Here is an 18,209-nt window from a genome sequence, read left to right on the forward strand (position 1 = left end):
TCGTTTGGACAACGGCAGTACGGACCGGGCGAAAATCCGGATTTATCCGGACTGTGCCGGCGCGCGCCTGTCTTTGCCGGTGTTTATCTTCGACAAAGATAACGTATATTTTAGAGAATATATATAGTATATGGATTTATTTTATCGAAAAACGATAAATTTTATTTGTTTTTCGTAAAAAAATGCTATATTTGCATCATCGCATAAACGAAAGACAACAACAAATTATAACAACTATGAATTTTTTCAAGACTTTTCTGGCAGGGCTTCTCGCGGTCATCGTGGGAACGTTCCTGGTATTTTTCCTGTGGATTTTCATTTTGCTGGGCATAGCCGGTTCGATGGAGAAGAGCGTTACTGTACATCCCGAGTCGATCCTGAAAATCGACTTCTCGGAGATGCTGACCGACGCTCCGTCGTCCGATCCGCTGGCGGGCCTCGACCTGATGACGCTCCAAACCCAGCGGCAGTTGCCGCTCCTGAAGGCGCTCCGCGCCCTCGAAGCTGCCCGTGACGACGACCGCATCAAGGGCATCTACCTGCGGATGAACGGCAACGGCGGCGTTACCGGCTCGGCGATCCTGGAGGAACTCCGCGAAGCGATCGTGGAATTCAAGCAGAGCGGCAAGTTCGTGGTCTCCTATAACGAGGTCTATTCGCAGGGACAGTACTACCTCGCTTCGGTTGCCGATAAGATCTATATGCAGCCCGAAGGCGGCATGCAGTGGTCGGGACTGGCCATGAACCTGATGTTCTACAAGGGTTTGCTGGATAAACTCGACCTCAAGGCCGAAGTGTTCCGCCCTACGGCCTGCAAATACAAGAGCGCCGTAGAACCTTATATCTATAACAAGATGTCCGACGCCAACCGCGAACAGATGCAGAGCCTCGTCAGTTCGATGTGGGGCGTTATCTCCGGAGCCGTCGCCGAGTCGCGCGGAATCGAACTGAAGACGCTGAACGAAATAGCCGACAAACTGGAGGTTGCACTTCCCGAAGACGCCCTCGAAAAGGGACTTGTCGACAGTCTGGTCTACGAAGACCAGATGGACGATATCTTTGCCGAACTGGGCGTCTCCTCCGACTACGATTTCATTACGCTGGGCGACTATGCCGCACAGGTAGGGGCCGACCTGAAAAATATCTCCGCCGATCAGGTGGCTATTGTCTATGCCGACGGACAGATCGTCGACGGCGAGGGCTACGGCAGGGAGATTTACGGCAATACGCTGGCTTCGGAGATCGCCGGTGTGCGTGATAACGAGAAGGTCAAAGCCGTCGTGCTGCGTGTCAACTCCCCCGGCGGAAGCGCATTGGCTTCGGATGTCATCTGGCGTGAAATCGAACTCCTGCGTGCCGAGAAACCCGTCATCGTGTCGATGGGCTCTTATGCAGCCAGCGGCGGTTACTACATCTCCTGCCCGGCCGATGCCATTGTAGCCGACAAAATGACCCTCACGGGTTCGATCGGCGTATTCGGCATGTTCCTCGATACGCGCGATGCCCTGAAAAACAAGCTGGGCATTACTGTCGATGGCGTAAAGAGTAATGCTGCGGCCGACTTTGCAGGTTCGGAACCGCTGTCGCCCGTCCAGCGTGCCATGATCATGCGCGGCGTGGACCGGGTTTATACGACCTTTACCAACAATGTCGCCGAAGGCCGTAACCTGCCCATCGAGAAGGTCCTCGACATCGCCGGAGGCCGTGTCTGGCTGGGTCAGGATGCCCTGGAAATCGGTCTGATCGACACTTACGGAGGTTTGAAAACGGCGATCGCGCTGGCCGTCGACAAAGCGGAATTGGGCGACAACTACCGGGTGGTCGAAGTGAAGGAGGAGCCGACGGGTTTTGCCGCAATCATCGCTTCGCTGAACGTGAGCGTCCGCGAAGCATTCGCCCGCTCGGAGCTGGGCCTGATGATGAAGGAGTACAACGCCGTGCGCGAGGCCCTGAGCCAGCAAGGCGTCCTGATGTACTCGCCTTACAAGGTCGAGTTACGCTAACTTCGACCGACGATACGAAAACAGGCGATCTTCTCAGGGTCGCCTGTTTTTATGTAAGTATGCGGGTCACTCTGCCGTGAGGGGCGATGTCCGGAACCGCCGGCGGTAGTCGCTGGGCGTGGTTCCGAGATGGCCGCGGAACAGGTGGTTGAAATTCGAGATATTGCTGAATCCGCACCGGGAACCTATTTCCGAAATCGGGAGCTGTGTTTCGATGATAAGCTGCGCTGCACGGTTGATGCGGAAACTGTTGATGTACTCCCACAGGTTTTGGTGCGTGCGGCGCTTGAAGTAGCGGCATACCGACGACGGGGACATGCCTACCGCGCGGCCGATCTCTTCGAGCGTGAGTTTCCGGGGATAATTGTCTTCCACGAACAGGACGATCCGTTGCACCCGGTGGTCCTGATACGACCCGCTGTGGCGTGAACCGATCGGTTCGACCTCTTCGGGCGGTGCTGTGGCAAGGTCGTTGAGGATGTTGAAAAAGAGCGAGACGGCTTCAAAACCGCTGAGCTTGGGCAGTTGCAGCATCCGGTCGAGTACGGAGTCGATTATTTTTTTGGAAAAACGCAGTCCTGCCACGGGGCGCAGCAGCAGGTCGCGGATGGGTATCATGTGATCCAGGGCGAGGAGTTTCCACTCCGGCATATCGTGGCTGAACATGACCGTTGAGGTTTCGCATGCGGCGTCGGCATACGCTGCGTCACGCTTGAAACAATGCGGTGTGCCGGGATTGATGAGTACGAGGTCTTTTTCGGTGAAATCCTCGACCACGTTGTCCATAATGCGTTTGCCGCGCACGTGAAGTGTCAGGCAGAGCATGTAGTCTTCGTGGTAATGGAGCGGCGGATCGGTCTGCTTGTCGGGCCAATAGTGGGTAACGAATAAATTGTTGCTGCCCACAGGTTTAATATCTGCGAGAATTTGCTTCATAGTCGGGCAAATATAACTAATTTTAAACAGAAACGTCCGATCGGGGAGAATATTTTCCGCTTTACACTATCTTTGCATTATGACAGTTATCAGATTGACAAAAGAATTTTCGTTCGAGGCAGCCCACGCGCTCGAGGGATACGACGGACCGTGCCGCGAGATTCACGGCCATTCCTACCGCCTTTTCGTGACGGTTAAAGGCGTGCCGGCGGACGATGCTGCGAACCCGAAATGCGGCATGGTGCTGGATTTCGGCGTGTTGAAACGAATCGTGAACGAGGAGATCGTTTCGCGTTTCGACCATGCCCTGGTGCTGCGCGATACGGAGTCCGGGGCAGAACTCCGGCGTGTGCTCACGGAGCGCTTCGACAATGTCGTTGCGGTCGGTTACCAGCCGACGTGCGAGAATATGCTGGGCGATTTCGCCGCCCGCATCGCCGCCCGACTGCCCGAAGGCGTTGCGCTCCATTCGCTGCGCCTGCATGAAACCGCAACCTCGTTCGCCGAATGGTTTGCCGAAGACAATATGGATTGAAATAAAAAGGGATTCCCGGTGCTGTGGATTTGTGAAAATGCCCGCAACGGGAGAAGGTGACTCTAATTGACGCAACTTATCTAATATGAAAAAACTCTTTCTGGTCGACGCCTATGCGTTGATTTTCAAGTATTACTATGCTTTTTTGGGCCGTCCCATGCGTAACCGTGCGGGGATGAACACCTCCGTGGTGTTCGGCTTCGTGAAGTTCCTGCGCGACATTCAGAAACGCGAACGGCCCGACCTGCTGGGTGTGGCCTTCGATCCCAAGGGCGGCAGTTTCCGGCGTGACATCTTCCCCGAGTACAAGGCCAACCGGACCGAGACTCCCGAGGACATCCTGCTTTCTGTTCCCTATGTGAAACGTGTGCTCGAAGCCATGTGCATTCCGATCCTCGAAGTCGCCGGTTACGAGGCCGACGACGTGATCGGAACCCTCTCGCAGAAGGGTGTCGAGGCCGGATACGACGTTTATATGGTGACGCCCGATAAGGATTACGGCCAGTTGGTCCGCGACAACTGCCGCATCTACAAGCAGCGCGGCGCCGAAGGGAGTATCGAGATCGTGGGCCGCGATGCGATCCGCGAGAAATACGGCATCGACGATCCGCAGCTCGTGCGCGACATCCTCGCTCTGTGGGGCGATGCTTCGGACAACATTCCCGGTGTGCCGGGCATCGGCGAGAAGAGTGCCTGCAAACTGGTACAGGAGTGGGGAACGGTGGAAAACATCCTCGACAACGTCTCGAAAATCAAGGGCAAGCAGGGTGAGAAGATCGCCGAGTGGGCCGACAACCTGCGGCTGGCCAAACGCCTCACGACCATCTGCCTCGATGTCCCGATCCCCTTCCGCGAGGAAGACCTCACGGTCTGCGAACCCCATATCGACGAATTGCGCGGGGTCTTCGCCGAGCTCGATTTCAAAGCTTTTATAAACGATTTGGCAAACCTCGCGCCTGCCGAGGAGCTTCCCGAAGGGCCGCGCCAGGAGGCGCAGACCCAGTTGGCGGAGATGGCCCGCGCCAAGTCGGCCGCGGCGAAAAAGGCTGCGCTGGCGGGCCAGGGCAACCTGTTCGGCGACCCGGTCGTGCCGCTTCCGTCGATGCAGGAGGTTCCCGTGGCCGAACTCCAGGCCGAAGCCGAGGCGATGCAGTTCAAAACAGCCCAGAATACCCCCCATGAGTACACGCTGGTGGAGAATGCCGCGCAGTTGCGGGAGGTGATTGCCGAGGTCGGGAAATACCCCGAATTCTGCTTCGACACCGAGACCACGGGCTTCGACATCTTCAACGACCGCATCGTCGGCCTGTCGCTCGCCGTGGAGCCTTTCAAGGCGTGGTACGTGCCTTTCAGGGAGGAGAATACCGCCGAATACACCGAGATCGTGCGGCCGCTGTTCGAAAATGAAACGATCGCCAAGATCGGCCAGAACATCAAGTTCGATCTGATGGTGCTGCGCCGGCTGGGCATTACGATCCGGGGCCGCATGTACGACACGATGATCCTCCACTACCTGCTCGATCCCGAGTCGCGGCACAACATGAACGCCCTCTCGGAAAAATACCTCAATTACAAACCGATTGAGATCGAAACGCTCATCGGCAAGGGCTCGAAACAACTGACGATGGACCTTGTAAACGTCGAGCGCGTCAAGGAGTACGCCGCCGAAGACGCCGACGTGACGCTGCAGCTCAAGCAGGTGCTCTACCCCATGGTCGAAAAAATCGGGCTCCAGCACCTCTATTTCGAGATCGAGGAACCGATGATCGCCGTACTTGCCGACATCGAAATGGCGGGCGTAAGGATCGATTCCGAAGCGCTGGCCGTGTACGCCGTCGAGTTGAACCGCAAACTCGCGGAACTGGAGGCGGTGATCCGCATCGAGGCGGGCGAGCCGAATCTGAATATCAACTCCGCCCGCCAGCTGGGCGAGGTGCTGTTCGGCAAAATGCGTATCGCCGAGAAGCCCAAGATGACCAAAACCAAGCAGTTCTGCACAGACGAGGACTATCTCCAGTCGTTCGCCCACAAACACCGCATCGTCGACCTGATCCTCGAATACCGGGGTGTGAAGAAACTGCTTTCCACCTATGTCGAGGCGCTGCCCCAGCTGGTCAACCGTACCACGGGGCGTATCCACACCTCGTTCAACCAGGCTGTGACCGCCACGGGGCGTCTTTCGTCGACGAATCCCAACCTGCAGAACATCCCCGTCCGCGACGACATGGGCCGCCGCATCCGCAAAGCCTTCATTCCGTCGGACGACGACCACCTGCTGCTCTCTGCCGATTACAGCCAGGTCGAACTGCGCCTGATGGCCCATCTCTCGGGCGACGAGTCGCTGATTGCGGCCTTCGAGCACGGTGAGGACATCCACTCCGCCACGGCTGCCAAACTTTTCAACAAAACGCTCGAAGAGGTGACCTCCGAAGAGCGTCGCCGGGCCAAGACGGCCAATTTCGGCATCATCTACGGTATTTCGGCCTTCGGCCTGAGCCAGCGGCTCGAAATTCCCCGCAAGGAGGCCAAGGACATCATCGACGGCTATTTCGCCTCCTATCCCGGGGTCAAGGAGTATATGGACAACGTGGTCGAGAAGGCCAAGGAGGAAGGGTTCGTATCGACGATTTTCGGCCGCCGCCGTTACCTCAACGACATTTCGTCGCACAATGCTATTGCCCGCGGCCTTGCCGAGCGCAATGCCGTGAACGCCCCGATCCAGGGCTCTGCAGCCGACATTATGAAGATCGCCATGATCAACGTTCACCGCCGGTTCGCCGCCGAGGGCATCCGCTCGCGGGTGATCCTGCAGGTGCACGACGAATTGGTCGTCGACATGCTCCGCTCGGAGCAGGAGCGCGTCACGGCGATCGTCACCGAATGTATGGAATCGGCCGCGCAGCTCAAAGTCCGGCTGATTGCCGATGCAGGAGTCGGAAATAACTGGTTGGAAGCTCATTGATTGTGAATATTTTCGCAATCAATGCGCCGTGCGCATCTATGCTGACAATCCCTCTGAATCTCCCTTTGGGAAGGGAGACTTTTGAGCGTTAAATTTTACAACTATGATCGAATCACCCTATCAACCGTCGCCGGACCGTTATGCGAACGGTATGGTTTACCGGCGTGCCGGGCGCAGCGGCGTGCTCCTGCCGGCCTTTTCGCTGGGTATGTGGCACAATTTCGGCAGCGAGCAGACCTTTTCCAAGGTGCAGCAGATGGCGCACTACGCCTTCGACCGCGGAATCACCCATTTCGACCTTGCCAATAATTACGGACCGGCCTATGGCACGGCCGAAGCGAATTTCGGCCGCCTGATGGAACGGTCGTTCCGCCCCTACCGCGACGAAATGTTCATCGCGACCAAAGCGGGTTACGACATGTGGCCGGGTCCCTACGGCAACTGGGGGTCGCGCAAATACCTTATGGCGAGTCTCGACCAGAGTTTGCGCCGCATGAAACTCGACTATGTGGATGTCTTCTATTCGCACCGCCACGATCCCGAGACCCCGCTCGAAGAGACCCTCCAGGCATTGGTCGACATCGTCCGCCGCGGCAAGGCACTTTACGTCGGATTGTCGCGCTACCCGCTCGAAGCCGCGCGTTTTGCGTTTCGTTACCTTGCCGAGCGTGATGTTCCTTGTCTCGTTTTCCAGGATAAATACAACATTTTCAACCGTCAGCCCGAGACTTCGGGCGTGCTGTCGCTGGCCGCCGCGTCGGGCTCGGGGTTCGTCGCCTTTTCGCCGTTGGCCCAGGGGCTGCTGACGGGGCGTTACCTCGACGGCGTTCCGCAGGATTCGCGCATGGCCGCAGGCCGTTCCTTGCAGCGCGACGTGCTGACCGATGCCATGCTCGAACGCCTCCGCGGCCTGAACGACATCGCCCGGCAGCGCGGTCAGACGCTGGCCGAAATGGCGCTGGCGTGGCTCCTGCGCGACAACCGCGTTACGTCGGTGATCATCGGCGCCAGTTCCACGGCGCAGATCGAAGACAACCTGCGGGCCCTGGAGAACGCCTCTTTCTCCGCGGAGGAACTGGCGCGTATCGACGCTCTTTCGCGGGAATAACCAGCTTCCGGAACCGAAAAAAGAGACCCGCTTTCCTCAGAAAGCGGGTCTCTCGTCTATGCGTAGGAATTACTCTTCCGGTTTGAGTCCGATGTAAAAGACATATCCGTAATACGTTCCGTATTTCCGGTAATGCTCCCTCTCCTCTCCCATCAGGCCGGCCATCCTGACGGCGACCGGGCTGTGGCCCTGCTCCTCCAGGAAGCCGGGGATGCGCGCGGCGACCGGATCGAAATAATTGTCCGTCCAGCAGGTTGCGGGCAGGATGAAATGGGCCAGCGGTGCATATCCGGCGTTTTCCAGGATGCGGATTTTTGCCGAGGGGGTGTCGATTTCGGGGAAATTGTCCCGAATGAACGCCGACTCCGGGAGTGTTTTGGCCGAGAGCCACGAGCACTCCGTCACGGCGATCGCGCCGCCGGGTTTGAGCATTCGCCGCCACTCGGTCAGTCCCCTTTCGAAACCGATGTTGTAGATCGAACCTTCGGCCCAGATGATATCCAGTGAATTGTCCGCGAACGGCAGGTCGTCCATCGAGCCGACGATGCCCGTAACCTTGTCACTCAGACCCGCTTTCTGCATCCGTGCGCCGAGTCCGGCGATCATTTCGGGCAGCAGGTCGACGGCCGTGATCGTGCCGTCCAAGTGCCGGGCGAGTACTTCGGTCTGCCGTCCCGTACCGCAGCCGATGTCGGCGATGCGCAGTCCCGTGCGGTTCGTGTCGATAAATTCCAATGCCCGAAGAGTCTGTTCGTCACTGCCGGGACCCTGTCGGTCGATGCCGCAGAAAAAGTTTGCTATGAGGGTGAAATCGAATTCGAAAATCGGTTCTTTGTTTTCTTTGTTCATGTTTTTTTGATTTTGTGCCGTACGTCGACGGCAGGAAATTGTACATAAAAACTCTTCCGGACAGAGTTGTCCGGATGTGCGAAGAAAACGGAATCCATTTTAAGGCATGGATTCCTACGATGCCGAATCCTTTTTAAACATCCAATAGTTTTGGTTTTGCAAAGTTACGCACAAAATTCCGAAATGCCAAAAACCGCTGAGGCGGTGGCGGATGCCCTTGATGGCGCGGGATAAAATTGAAAGCGCCGGACCCTGCAAAAAGGTCCGGCGCTTCCTGTCGAGGCGTCACCCGCGGCGTCAGAAAGAGATACCGACGCGGATTCCGAAGTTATTGATGTTGTTGATCGAGTAGGTCAGCACGTCGCCGCTGTTGGTTGCGTAGCTGTAATAGAGCGCTACATGGAACCCCAGCCGGTAGTCGGGCCTCGGGAAGATCGACACGCCGATTTCAGGCGAGAGATAGAATCCCCAGGTGTCGGTGTACTGCTTGATGATGTAGTAGTAAGACGACATTTCGGCGTAATTAGCGCCCAGTTTCAGTCCTGCATAGGGCTGGAATACACTGTCGGTAAGCCAGTTGTAGCGACCCGTGACACCGAACGGCAACTGGAACAGCGCGTGTTTCTGGTTGGTGGTCAGAGCCGAGCCGTTGCCCAGGTCGAGCGTCTGGCGCTCAATGGTCTGAAGATTGGTCTGGTAGGAGATAAACGGACCTACGGTGATTGCCGGCGTTACGAAGTAGCCGCCTTCGAAGTTCATGCCCCAGCCCGAAGTCTTGTCGGCGAAATCGGCGCCCAGAGGCACGCCTACCTGCCAGTCGATGTTGATGTACGTGTTGGGGAATACCTGCGCTTTGCCCGGCATGGCTGCGGCGAGCATGAAGACGCAGAAAGCGATGGTTTTGAGGTATTTCGATGTTTTCATAATCGGACGATTTTTTGCTGTTAAACTATTTGGCCAGGTAAGGCGACTGTTCGAACGCCTGCTCGACGGCGGCGATCGTGCGCTGCTGGTTGAGGTCGGCGTCGGAGGTCAGCAGGCCGCCGATAAAGCTGTCCCATACGATGGGCAGTTTCTTGCCGCTCTCCTGGTCGGCCTGAAGATCCAGCATTTCCATCAGCAGCGAACCGGCGGTGTATCCGTAGTAAACGCTGTAAGGATAGTGCCAGCCTACCCAGTCGCCCCAGTAGCCGGGAGCCCAGTAGTAGGGATAGTACCACCACCAGTAAGGATAGTCATAGCCTACGAAGTAGGTCACTTTCTTGACATAGCTGAGCTGGATACCCACGCTGGCAGCATCTTTGTCTTCGGTGCGTGTGTAGCCCGCATCGTCGAGTTTGCCGGCCACCGTGCCGACGATCGCCAGTGCGTCGGCGTCTTTCCAGTATTCGGTTTTGTCGCTGTTCCCGATAATGAGGATGCTGTCGGGGAGGTAGTAAGTGTCGATCGCGGCGAAGTCGGTGCCGGTATCGTGAGCGGTGTAGACCAGATAATCCCTGTGGAGATCCGACGTCGAGGGTTCTTTCTGGCACGAGCAGAACGCAACTACAACGAGTGCGAGTGCAATGTAACGGATTTTTTTGACGTTCATGGTGTTTGAATTTTTTTTGGTTTGCTGTCCTGCATGTCGTTTCAAATTTCGTTCCCCGCGCGAACGTTTGGCGTTCCGAAGCCCGAAACGTGTATAAATGAGCCGTTTTCGGGACGCGAAAAAACCGGAACACCCCGCAGGGAATCCCGGTTGAACATTGGTGTTTTTGCAGGTCAGAAACCGAACGCCTTGCCGTCGCTGACGCAGATCAGGCCGCGGCCGGCACGGAACGCTTCGGCGATTTCGTCTTCGCCCTTGGCGATTTTGCAGCGTGCCACGTCCGGGTTTTCAACGTCGTTCACGCGCAGGCGGCCTATCTGTTGACGCATCATTACCCCGCCGACGGCGCTCTCTTCGTAAACCAGGAAGAGGTCGCCGACCTTAACGCCCATCTGCGTGCCGCTGTGGATGTACAGTTCGCGGATGCGGCCCTTTTTGTCGGGTGCGCAAAGGTCGAGGATCAGCGTTTCGAACTTGAAGTTGCGGTCGATGTAATACCCCAGCGAACCGCGGATGCGGGTCAATGCCGCCATATCGGCATCGGTGGCCGCCGGAGCCGTGGCCGTCAGGGTATAAGGCTCGTCGGGCAGCCGTTTGCCCAGTTTGAGGTCGAGGCCCGAAATGACGACGCGGAACGTGGCTTTAAAGCCCTGGCGGGGCGGGTTTTTGCTGTCCGTCGGCGGCAGTTGGGCGTGTTCGAATTTGTAATCCACAATCGCCCCGCTGACGAGGTATCGCGCGCCTTCTGCGGCGGCCTGCGGGGCGCGCAGTTCCAGAAAGGCACTCATGTCGGCCGTAGCATTCTCCGGGGTGGTGACGCCGGGTCCGGGAACCGGCCCGGCCGCCGAACGTTCAGCGTCGATGACGTTATGGCGTCCCCGGTCGGCAAAAGCCCCGAGGACATATCCGCGCAGCGTTTCGGCATAAGGAGCCGGAACGGCCCGGTCGTGGAAAAAGAGATCGACGATCACCGTCTCTTTTTCCGGGGCGGGATTTTGCGCCGAAGTATTGCCCGCTGCGAAAACAGCGGCCGCACAGGCAAAAAAGTGAAGAAGTTTCATGGAATGAAGAGTTTCGTTTGCGGGGTAAAGATACTGTTTTTTGGTTTTCAATGACATCTGAGGTAAATAAAAAAGGGCCGCCGAAAGGCGCCCTTTTTCATTGTATCGGAAGCACCGGGTTATTCCCAGGTTTTCCAGCGTTTGGTTGTGTAGGAGGCTCCCGCTCCGGCCGTTTCAGCCGTGCTTCCGGATACGACAGGCATATAGTCGCCTTGATTTGCCGGATCGGCGATATTCGAAATTAACAGCGGACTTGCGTCCAGCGCAAGACTGTTGCTGCCCTTCTCTCCCGGAGTTTCCGATACATTGCTGACCTTTCCGGTTGATGTCTGCCAGAAATTTTTCCACTTGTTGGTGGCGTCGGTCGAATAGCAATAATTCCGGGTAAAGTATACGGTAATGTTTGCTCCTACCGGATCAGTCCCTCCGTAACCGATGCAATAACTCGATTTTGCGGCGGAGCCGCCGTCGAGGACTCCGACGTTGTAGGAAAACTCCATTGATTTGGCGTTGTAACAACTGATCATGCCGTTGCCGTGCCAGATATTGTATAGGGTGTTGTTTTTGGCAGAAACGATTGCATTTGCGGTGTTATATTCCGAACTGGCGTTGTCGATAAAGACGAGGCTGAATTTCATTGCCGAGGGGGTTCCTGCGGCATATACTACATTGTTGGTCAGCCTAATGCTTTCCAGTTCAGTTGCGTTTGCCTTTTTGGTGTCGCGAGTCCCTGCGCTGCCTCCGGTATTCCCGGCTGCGTAATATAAAGCCTTGCCGGTCGCGTCTCCGTAGAATTTTACGATGGAATTGTCGATAACCGTGTTGGCGATCCAGTGCTCTTTACCTTGGTCGTTGAGCAGGTTTCCTTTCAGTGCGAATGAACAGTCTTCGATCACGACTTTAGCAATGCGGCCCGTAGGTGTGCTCCCGGCATCGCTCGAAAGCAGGAAGTCGTTTGTGTATGGAGCGTCGAAGCCCAAGTTCTTGCAGATGAAATTCGCATCGGTGCAACGGACCGCGATATAAGACCCTGTTGTTCCGTTGTAAGCCTGGATAGCGGGCTGTGAATCGACGTAACGTCCGATCAGAATTGTTTCTTTGGTTACGAATCCTGAGGAACTCATGACCCAGCGGTTTGGGGTTGCATCGGGGGTATTGCTGTCCACAAAGATCACTCCGCCGGTCCTGATCGCTGCGATCATGTCGGAGGCGTTGGTAACGGTGGCGGCTGTCGGATAGTTCGTCTTGTTGACCGTAATGCCGCCGATAACAATGTCGTACCCTTTGTTGTACATATCCAGATAGTCGTTTTCGTCGACAGCGACAATCGTTCCGGTGTAGACCGCTGTAATGCTGCTGATAAAACAGGGATTGGTTCCGGTATTTTTCAGTACGAAGGTTTTGCCTTGGTCTGCCGCCGGGATGTCGATTTCACAGACGCCGCCGCTCTTTGCAAGAGTTCCATAATAGCCGAATTCGTAGGGCCCGCCGACCTTCGCACCGTTCGCCCAAAGCTCTAATTGGGCATTGTTCGTATAATTGTTGGCATGTTGGACGATGCGTAGTTTCGTGATTCCCGTTATTCCGATGGGTCGGGGCAGCGTGATGCTTGTCGAGGCGTTCATGCGGAGCGCATTGGGTAGCGTCCCTTCGGAGTCCGTCCAGGCCCGCGCTTCCGCCATGTTCCATGTGTAAGCGTTCCCGTCACCTGCCTGGAGCAGCATATCAGCGGAGGGATTGGAAAACGTCGAAAAATCCTGGGTAAACGACTTTTCTTGCGTATATCCCGTTCCCGAAACGTTGAATCCGATGTGATTGATCTGGTGGGGATTTACGTTGAGGAGCGGAAGAGCGGCTGTACGGGTTATTGTCTTCGTGTCGGTCGAAACGGTCACGGTGAGGTTTCCGGCCGGAATCGTCGTGGGATTGACCATAAACCAGATCGGATAGGCGTTTGCCGCTACCGGAAGACCTTCCGGATAGAGAGCCGTCAGGGCGTTGGTTTCGCTGGTCTGAAACCAGCTGTTGACTTTGCATTCCGCGAAATTCGTCGAATAGTTGACGTAAAAGAGTCCAGCAAGATTTTGCGTCTGACTGGCTGTCGCAGCGAACGATATGGTCGCCGCCCGGATTTTTTCGCCGGCAAACACATTGCTTCCGTCGGTGATGTCGATTCGCAGCGGCGTAAAAAAGCGCTTGAACTGTGTAAGCGACAAAGTCGTCTGCTGTGACAGGTTTTCCTGCGGCTGGCCGATCAGGTAGTCGTAGTCAGGATCGAAGGAGTTTGCTTCCGGCAGTTGTACCGGGCTTAAACGATGGTAAGTCTGGGCTTTGGTGGAACCGCCGACTTTCGAAAAGGACAGGTTCGGCATGACGAAATAGTAATTGTATGCCTCAATGCCGGAAATCGCGGGATGCGAAAACGAATAGTCGCCGCGTGTTGTTCCCGGAGCGGCGATCACCTTGTCCTGCAACTCTGCCGTTGCGCCGGCCGTGGTGAACTTGCAATAGAACACCGAAATTTTCTCGTCGCCGGTCAGTTTGATGCCCGGCAGGGAGGGATCGTATCCCGACCGGGTTTCGTCTTCCGCCCACTCCTCGCCGGAAACGGTGAACGAACGGGCGATTGTTTGTTGTCCGGAATCCGGACTTTCCGTAATGTCTTTTTGACATCCCGCAAGGCTCAATGCATTCAGCATTAAACCCCCGATAATTAGTTTCAGTCTCATGGCTGTACGCTGTTTGGAGGTGGGGTTAATACGAACCGAGGTCGTTGTCGTCCATCGTTTCATCCCCGTCGTTCCAATTGTCGTATGCCGACTGGGCGAAGCCTCTTTCGAGTGTAATTTCGATTACATCAATGGCGGGAGGCGTGTAGCTAATTTCCCCCCCCCGGAAAATAATTCGGTCGATTTTTTTCATGGAGGTTAGGTTTTTGTAGGTTAGGTAAAAGGTTTTTTGGCTCACCAGTTTGGTTAACCAAAATAGCGGCTTGGTCAAATATATGTAATCTGAGCTACATTTCCAAATTGTTTTCTTATAAATCAATAATTTTAGCTCGCAGGATAATGTGTTTTTCAGGGATTTTTGAAACGATTTGTTTCTAAATAGCATAATTATGCTACCTTTGTTAGAGACTTACTCCCTCCAATACTGAATTATTATGAGCCGATATGATGACAGTTCCCGCGAGGAGCTGATTCGCCGGATCGAGGAGCTTGAACGGCAACTCGGACTGGAGGCCGGGAGCACAGAGCGCTTCCGGGAGCGTTATGCCTGCAAGATTCTCGATTCCATCCCCGATATGCTGACCGTGCTCGACCGGCGGGGACAACTCGTCGAGTTGGTGTCTTCAGACGAAACCAACCATGTCGGCGCTCCGAGCAGCGAGATCGTCGGCCAGAATATCCGGGAGATGCTCTCTCCCGAGGCGTACCATAATGTGCGCAACAACCTCGAAAACGTCTTTGCCACGGGTTACGGCTCTTCGTCGCACCATGACATCACACTCGAAGGCATAACACATAACTACGAAAACCGCATTTTCCCGCTCGACAGCGAGCATGCGCTCTGCATTTGCCGCGACATTACCGATGCCGAGGTGGCCAAGCACGAGTTGGAGATGGTCAAATACGCGCTGAACAACGTCGACGAGGAGATTTACGCCTGCGACTTGGACGGCACGATGGAGTACGCCAACGAGCAGTACCGCCTGCGCCACAATATTACGGACGAACTCTCCGGCCACAAGGTCTACGAGTTTTGGTCGTTCAAGGGTACGAAGCAGCAGTGGGAGGACCGCCTGCGGAAAATCCGCCGTGACGGGGGATCGCACAAGTATACCGTGCGTTTTAAGGACGGCCAGGGCCGCATCATGGCCTGGGACGTTGTGGCTTATATCATCTACGACCATTTCAAGGAGCGCGAGATCGTCTGGTTCTTCGGCCGCGACGTGACGCTGCGCATCGAACACGAGAACAAGGTCAAGGAGATGAATTCGATCCTCGACAGCATCCTCAACAACATTCCGGTTTATCTTTTCGTGAAGGATCCCGGCAACGATTTCCGCTATCTCTACTGGAACCGGGCTTTCGCCGAATATTCGGGCATTCCGGTCGAGAAGGCGATCGGGCATACCGATTCGGAGATTTTCCCCAATCCGAAGGATGCCGAGCATTTCCGCCGCGACGACCTGGAGTTGCTGCGAACGGGCGAACGGGTGACCTTTGTGGAGGAATATGTCAACACGGCGGGCGAAACGCGCATCGTCAACACCTCGAAATCGCTGGTCCCGGTCGAAAACCGCCTGCCGCTCATCATCGGTGTGTCGTGGGACATCACGGACCTGAAAAATGCCGAACTGGAGATCGTCGAGGCGCGTATCCGCGCCGAGGAGTCCGACAAACTCAAGTCGGCGTTCCTGGCCAACATGAGCCACGAAATCCGTACGCCGCTCAATGCCATCGTAGGCTTCGCCAAACTGATCGGATCGGCCGAGACCGAGGAGGAGAAAGAGCAGTATGCCGAGATCATCGACACCAACTCCGATTTGCTGCTGCAACTGATTAACGACATTCTCGACATCTCGAAGATCGAGGCCGGGACGCTCGAATTCAAGTTCAAACCGATGAACCTCAACGAATTGTGCCGTTCGGAATACGAGGTCCACAAAACGCGTTTGAAACCGGGCGTGGAGCTTGTTTTCGAGGAGAAATACGAGAATGTGCAGATCGTCTGCGACCAGAACCGGCTGGCGCAGGTTATCACCAACCTGGTGAACAATGCCGCGAAGTTCACCGAGAGCGGTTCGATCCGCTTCGGGTTCGACATCTGCGGCGACCATATCGAGTTCTACGTTCAGGACTCGGGCGTGGGTATTCCGCCGGAGAAGGTGCGGACCATTTTCGACCGTTTCGTCAAACTGAACGATTTTGCCTCGGGAACCGGACTCGGGCTGGCTATTTCGAAAATGATCGTCGAGCGGATCGGCGGAACGATCGGCGTCGAATCGGAGGTCGGCAAGGGAACGCGGTTCTGCTTTTCGATTCCGATGGAGCACCGGGACCTTCCGGCGGAGGATGCCGGTGCTGCTCCGGGAGAGAAGGGGTCTTCGGGCCGCTGGACGCTGCTTGTCGGCGAGGATTCCGACCCGAGCTTCCGGCTGATCGAAGCTGTTTTGAGCCGGAGTTTCCGGCTTGTGCGCGCCGTTACGGGGGCTGAGGTCGTGGAGCAGTTCGAACGCGTGCGGCCCGATGCCGTACTGATCGACGTGCGTCTTCCGGTGATGGACGGGCTTGAAGCTACGCGCCGTATCCGGGTTATGTCGCCGGACGTTCCGATCGTGGCCATGTCGGCCTATTCCTATGCCAACGACGCCGGCCTGGCGAAGGAGGCCGGCTGTAACGACTTCCTGATCAAACCCTTGTCGCAGTACTCGCTCAACAAGGCGCTGAACAGCGTGTTGGTCGACTTGAAAAAAGCATGACCGTTCCGGATAAAAAAATCCGCACACCGTTGAAGTGTGCGGTTTTTTCGTGTCCTTTGCCTTCTTCCGGTCTACCGGTAGTGGTGTGAAATCAGGGTCATGAACTCTTCGCGCGTGCGGTGGTCGGAGAGGAAAATACCCGTGAACGCCGAAGTCGTAGTGGCCGACTGCTGTTTTTCGATGCCGCGCATCTGCATGCACATGTGGCTGGCCTCAATCACCACGGCTACTCCCATCGGATTCAGCGCCTCCTGGATACAGTCGCGGATCTGCACCGTCAGCCGTTCCTGCACCTGCAGGCGGCGGGCGAAGCACTCCACTACGCGCGCGATCTTCGAAAGTCCCGTAATATGGCCGTTGGGGATATAGGCTACGTGGGCCTTGCCGTAGAAAGGCAGCATGTGGTGTTCGCACATCGAATAGAGTTCGATGTCCTTCACGAGCACCATCTGTTTGTATTCTTCGCGGAAAGTCGCCGAGCGGATGATTTCCAGCGGATTTTCGTCGTACCCCTTCGTCAGGAACGACATGGCTTTGGCCACGCGCTCGGGGGTTTTCTGCAATCCCTCGCGTGCGGGGTCTTCGCCCAGCAGGCGCAGTATTTCGGTGTAGTGGAGCTTCAGCGCTTCGACGGTCGCCGGGTCGAACCGTTCCTCCTTATCGTAATTTTTCAGTTCCATGGGTGCAAAGATAACGATTTTTATCGGTTCATAATCCAGTCCATGACCTGCGATGTCCGTGCGGCCGAAATTCCGGTCGAGGGACAACGTCCTTCGCCGCGCAGTTCGGCCACGATCGTTTCGATCAGCGGACCCTGGATGTGTTCGGGCTGTTCGATCCGGAAAAACTCCGTGCCTTGCGCCGTCGTCAGTTCGATGGGGCTGAACTCAAAGGTGCTGAACCGGATGATGCCATTGCGTCCCGTGATGGTGACCGTGTCTTCGGCGGCTTGGGGCGGGGCCGCGAAACACCAGGTCCCGGTCCCCGTGACGCCCGATTCGAAGCGCAGGGTTGCCGTGACGGTGTCGGCCACGTCGTAAAATCCGCCGCGGTTCGTTTTGTATCCTTTGGCGTCGGCGATCTCCCCGAGCAGGAAATCGAGGATGTCGAGCGTATGCGGGGCGAGGTCGTAGAAATAACCCTCCCCGCCGACCTCCCGGCACAGCCGCCACGGACGATTTGCCGCATCGCGGTCCTCTGCTCTTTCCGGGCGGAAGTGGCGGATGCCGACCGTCAGCGGTTTGCCGACGGCGCCCCCGTCGAGCAGTTCTTTTACCTTCAGGAAATAAGGCAGCGCCCGGCGGTAATAGGCGACGAAAAGCTTCTGCCCCGCCTTTGCCGCCGCGTCGTTCATCGCTGTGCACTCGGCATGGGTCATCGCCATCGGTTTCTCGACATAGGCAGGTTTGCCGGCTTCGAGCACCTGCCGGGCCAGCCGGCAGTGCGTGTCGGGCGGAGTCGCTATGTAGACGATGTCCACCTCCGGATCGGCGATCAGTGCCGCTGCGTCGGTGTAGCTTTTCCGTACGCCGTGACGTTGCGCGAAATCGGCGGCTTTTTCCGCATCGCGGCGCATGACGGCCACCAGTGCGGAGTGCTTCGTTTTGTACATCGGCGGGCCGCTCTTGCGTTCGCAGACATTGCCGCAGCCCACGATTCCCCAGTTGACGTTTTCCATA

Annotated in this window: 14 protein-coding genes; 5 read left to right on the forward strand and 9 right to left on the reverse strand. The window is 56.4% G+C overall.

What is annotated here, in order from left to right; translation table 11 throughout:
* The first annotated feature begins 236 nt into the window (after positions 1-236).
* Positions 237-2,003 (forward strand): signal peptide peptidase SppA, encoded by a 1,767-nt coding sequence (gene sppA / locus I2E69_RS04890; protein WP_195459294.1) that lies wholly within the window; start codon positions 237-239, stop codon positions 2,001-2,003.
* Between the two features lie 66 nt (positions 2,004-2,069).
* Here the strand turns inward: sppA and I2E69_RS04895 are convergent, their stop codons facing one another.
* Positions 2,070-2,939: a helix-turn-helix domain-containing protein gene (locus tag I2E69_RS04895; protein WP_195459297.1), complete on the reverse strand. Its 870-nt coding sequence runs from the start codon at positions 2,937-2,939 to the stop codon at positions 2,070-2,072.
* Between the two features lie 79 nt (positions 2,940-3,018).
* Between I2E69_RS04895 and I2E69_RS04900 the strand changes: the two genes are divergently transcribed.
* The 3 genes from I2E69_RS04900 (at position 3,019) to I2E69_RS04910 (ending at position 7,544) form a co-directional block, all read left to right on the forward strand.
* Complete coding sequence (locus I2E69_RS04900) at positions 3,019-3,474, forward strand: 6-pyruvoyl trahydropterin synthase family protein (protein WP_195459300.1); 456 nt, start codon at positions 3,019-3,021, stop codon at positions 3,472-3,474.
* A gap of 85 nt (positions 3,475-3,559) precedes the next feature.
* The gene (gene polA, locus I2E69_RS04905) at positions 3,560-6,436 is read left to right on the forward strand and encodes a DNA polymerase I (RefSeq protein ID WP_195459303.1); all 2,877 of its coding nucleotides are present in this window, start codon (positions 3,560-3,562) and stop codon (positions 6,434-6,436) included.
* Between the two features lie 103 nt (positions 6,437-6,539).
* Positions 6,540-7,544 carry an aldo/keto reductase gene (locus tag I2E69_RS04910; protein WP_195459305.1) on the forward strand — a complete coding sequence of 335 codons (1,005 nt, stop codon included), beginning with the start codon at positions 6,540-6,542 and terminating at the stop codon, positions 7,542-7,544.
* Positions 7,545-7,613: 69 nt separating this feature from the next.
* Here the strand turns inward: I2E69_RS04910 and I2E69_RS04915 are convergent, their stop codons facing one another.
* The 6 genes from I2E69_RS04915 to I2E69_RS04940 all read right to left on the reverse strand — a co-directional run bounded on the left by I2E69_RS04915 (position 7,614) and on the right by I2E69_RS04940 (position 13,967).
* Positions 7,614-8,393, reverse strand: a complete 780-nt coding sequence (locus tag I2E69_RS04915) for a class I SAM-dependent methyltransferase (protein WP_195459307.1) — start codon at positions 8,391-8,393, stop codon at positions 7,614-7,616.
* A gap of 297 nt (positions 8,394-8,690) precedes the next feature.
* Positions 8,691-9,317: an outer membrane beta-barrel protein gene (locus tag I2E69_RS04920; protein ID WP_195459310.1), complete on the reverse strand. Its 627-nt coding sequence runs from the start codon at positions 9,315-9,317 to the stop codon at positions 8,691-8,693.
* Positions 9,318-9,342: 25 nt separating this feature from the next.
* Complete coding sequence (locus tag I2E69_RS04925; protein ID WP_195459313.1) at positions 9,343-9,984, reverse strand: DUF4136 domain-containing protein; 642 nt, start codon at positions 9,982-9,984, stop codon at positions 9,343-9,345.
* Between the two features lie 173 nt (positions 9,985-10,157).
* The gene (locus I2E69_RS04930; RefSeq protein WP_195459315.1) at positions 10,158-11,045 is read right to left on the reverse strand and encodes a hypothetical protein; all 888 of its coding nucleotides are present in this window, start codon (positions 11,043-11,045) and stop codon (positions 10,158-10,160) included.
* 119 nt (positions 11,046-11,164) lie between these two features.
* A complete protein-coding gene (locus I2E69_RS04935; RefSeq protein ID WP_195459318.1) occupies positions 11,165-13,774 on the reverse strand; it encodes a hypothetical protein in 2,610 nt (869 codons plus the stop codon).
* Positions 13,775-13,799: 25 nt separating this feature from the next.
* Positions 13,800-13,967: a hypothetical protein gene (locus I2E69_RS04940; RefSeq protein WP_195459321.1), complete on the reverse strand. Its 168-nt coding sequence runs from the start codon at positions 13,965-13,967 to the stop codon at positions 13,800-13,802.
* 241 nt (positions 13,968-14,208) lie between these two features.
* Here I2E69_RS04940 and I2E69_RS04945 point away from each other — a divergent pair, with 241 nt between their 5' ends.
* Positions 14,209-16,530 carry a PAS domain-containing protein gene (locus tag I2E69_RS04945; protein ID WP_195459324.1) on the forward strand — a complete coding sequence of 774 codons (2,322 nt, stop codon included), beginning with the start codon at positions 14,209-14,211 and terminating at the stop codon, positions 16,528-16,530.
* 71 nt (positions 16,531-16,601) lie between these two features.
* Here I2E69_RS04945 and folE read toward each other — a convergent pair whose 3' ends face one another.
* Both folE and I2E69_RS04955 read right to left on the reverse strand, forming a co-directional pair.
* Positions 16,602-17,210 (reverse strand): GTP cyclohydrolase I FolE, encoded by a 609-nt coding sequence (gene folE, locus I2E69_RS04950; protein ID WP_195459327.1) that lies wholly within the window; start codon positions 17,208-17,210, stop codon positions 16,602-16,604.
* A gap of 20 nt (positions 17,211-17,230) precedes the next feature.
* The gene (locus I2E69_RS04955; protein WP_195459329.1) at positions 17,231-18,208 is read right to left on the reverse strand and encodes a Gfo/Idh/MocA family protein; all 978 of its coding nucleotides are present in this window, start codon (positions 18,206-18,208) and stop codon (positions 17,231-17,233) included.
* Position 18,209: the final 1 nt, after the last annotated feature.

Source organism: Alistipes sp. D31t1_170403_E11 (assembly GCF_015553985.1).
Lineage (GTDB): Bacteria > Bacteroidota > Bacteroidia > Bacteroidales > Rikenellaceae > Alistipes > Alistipes montrealensis.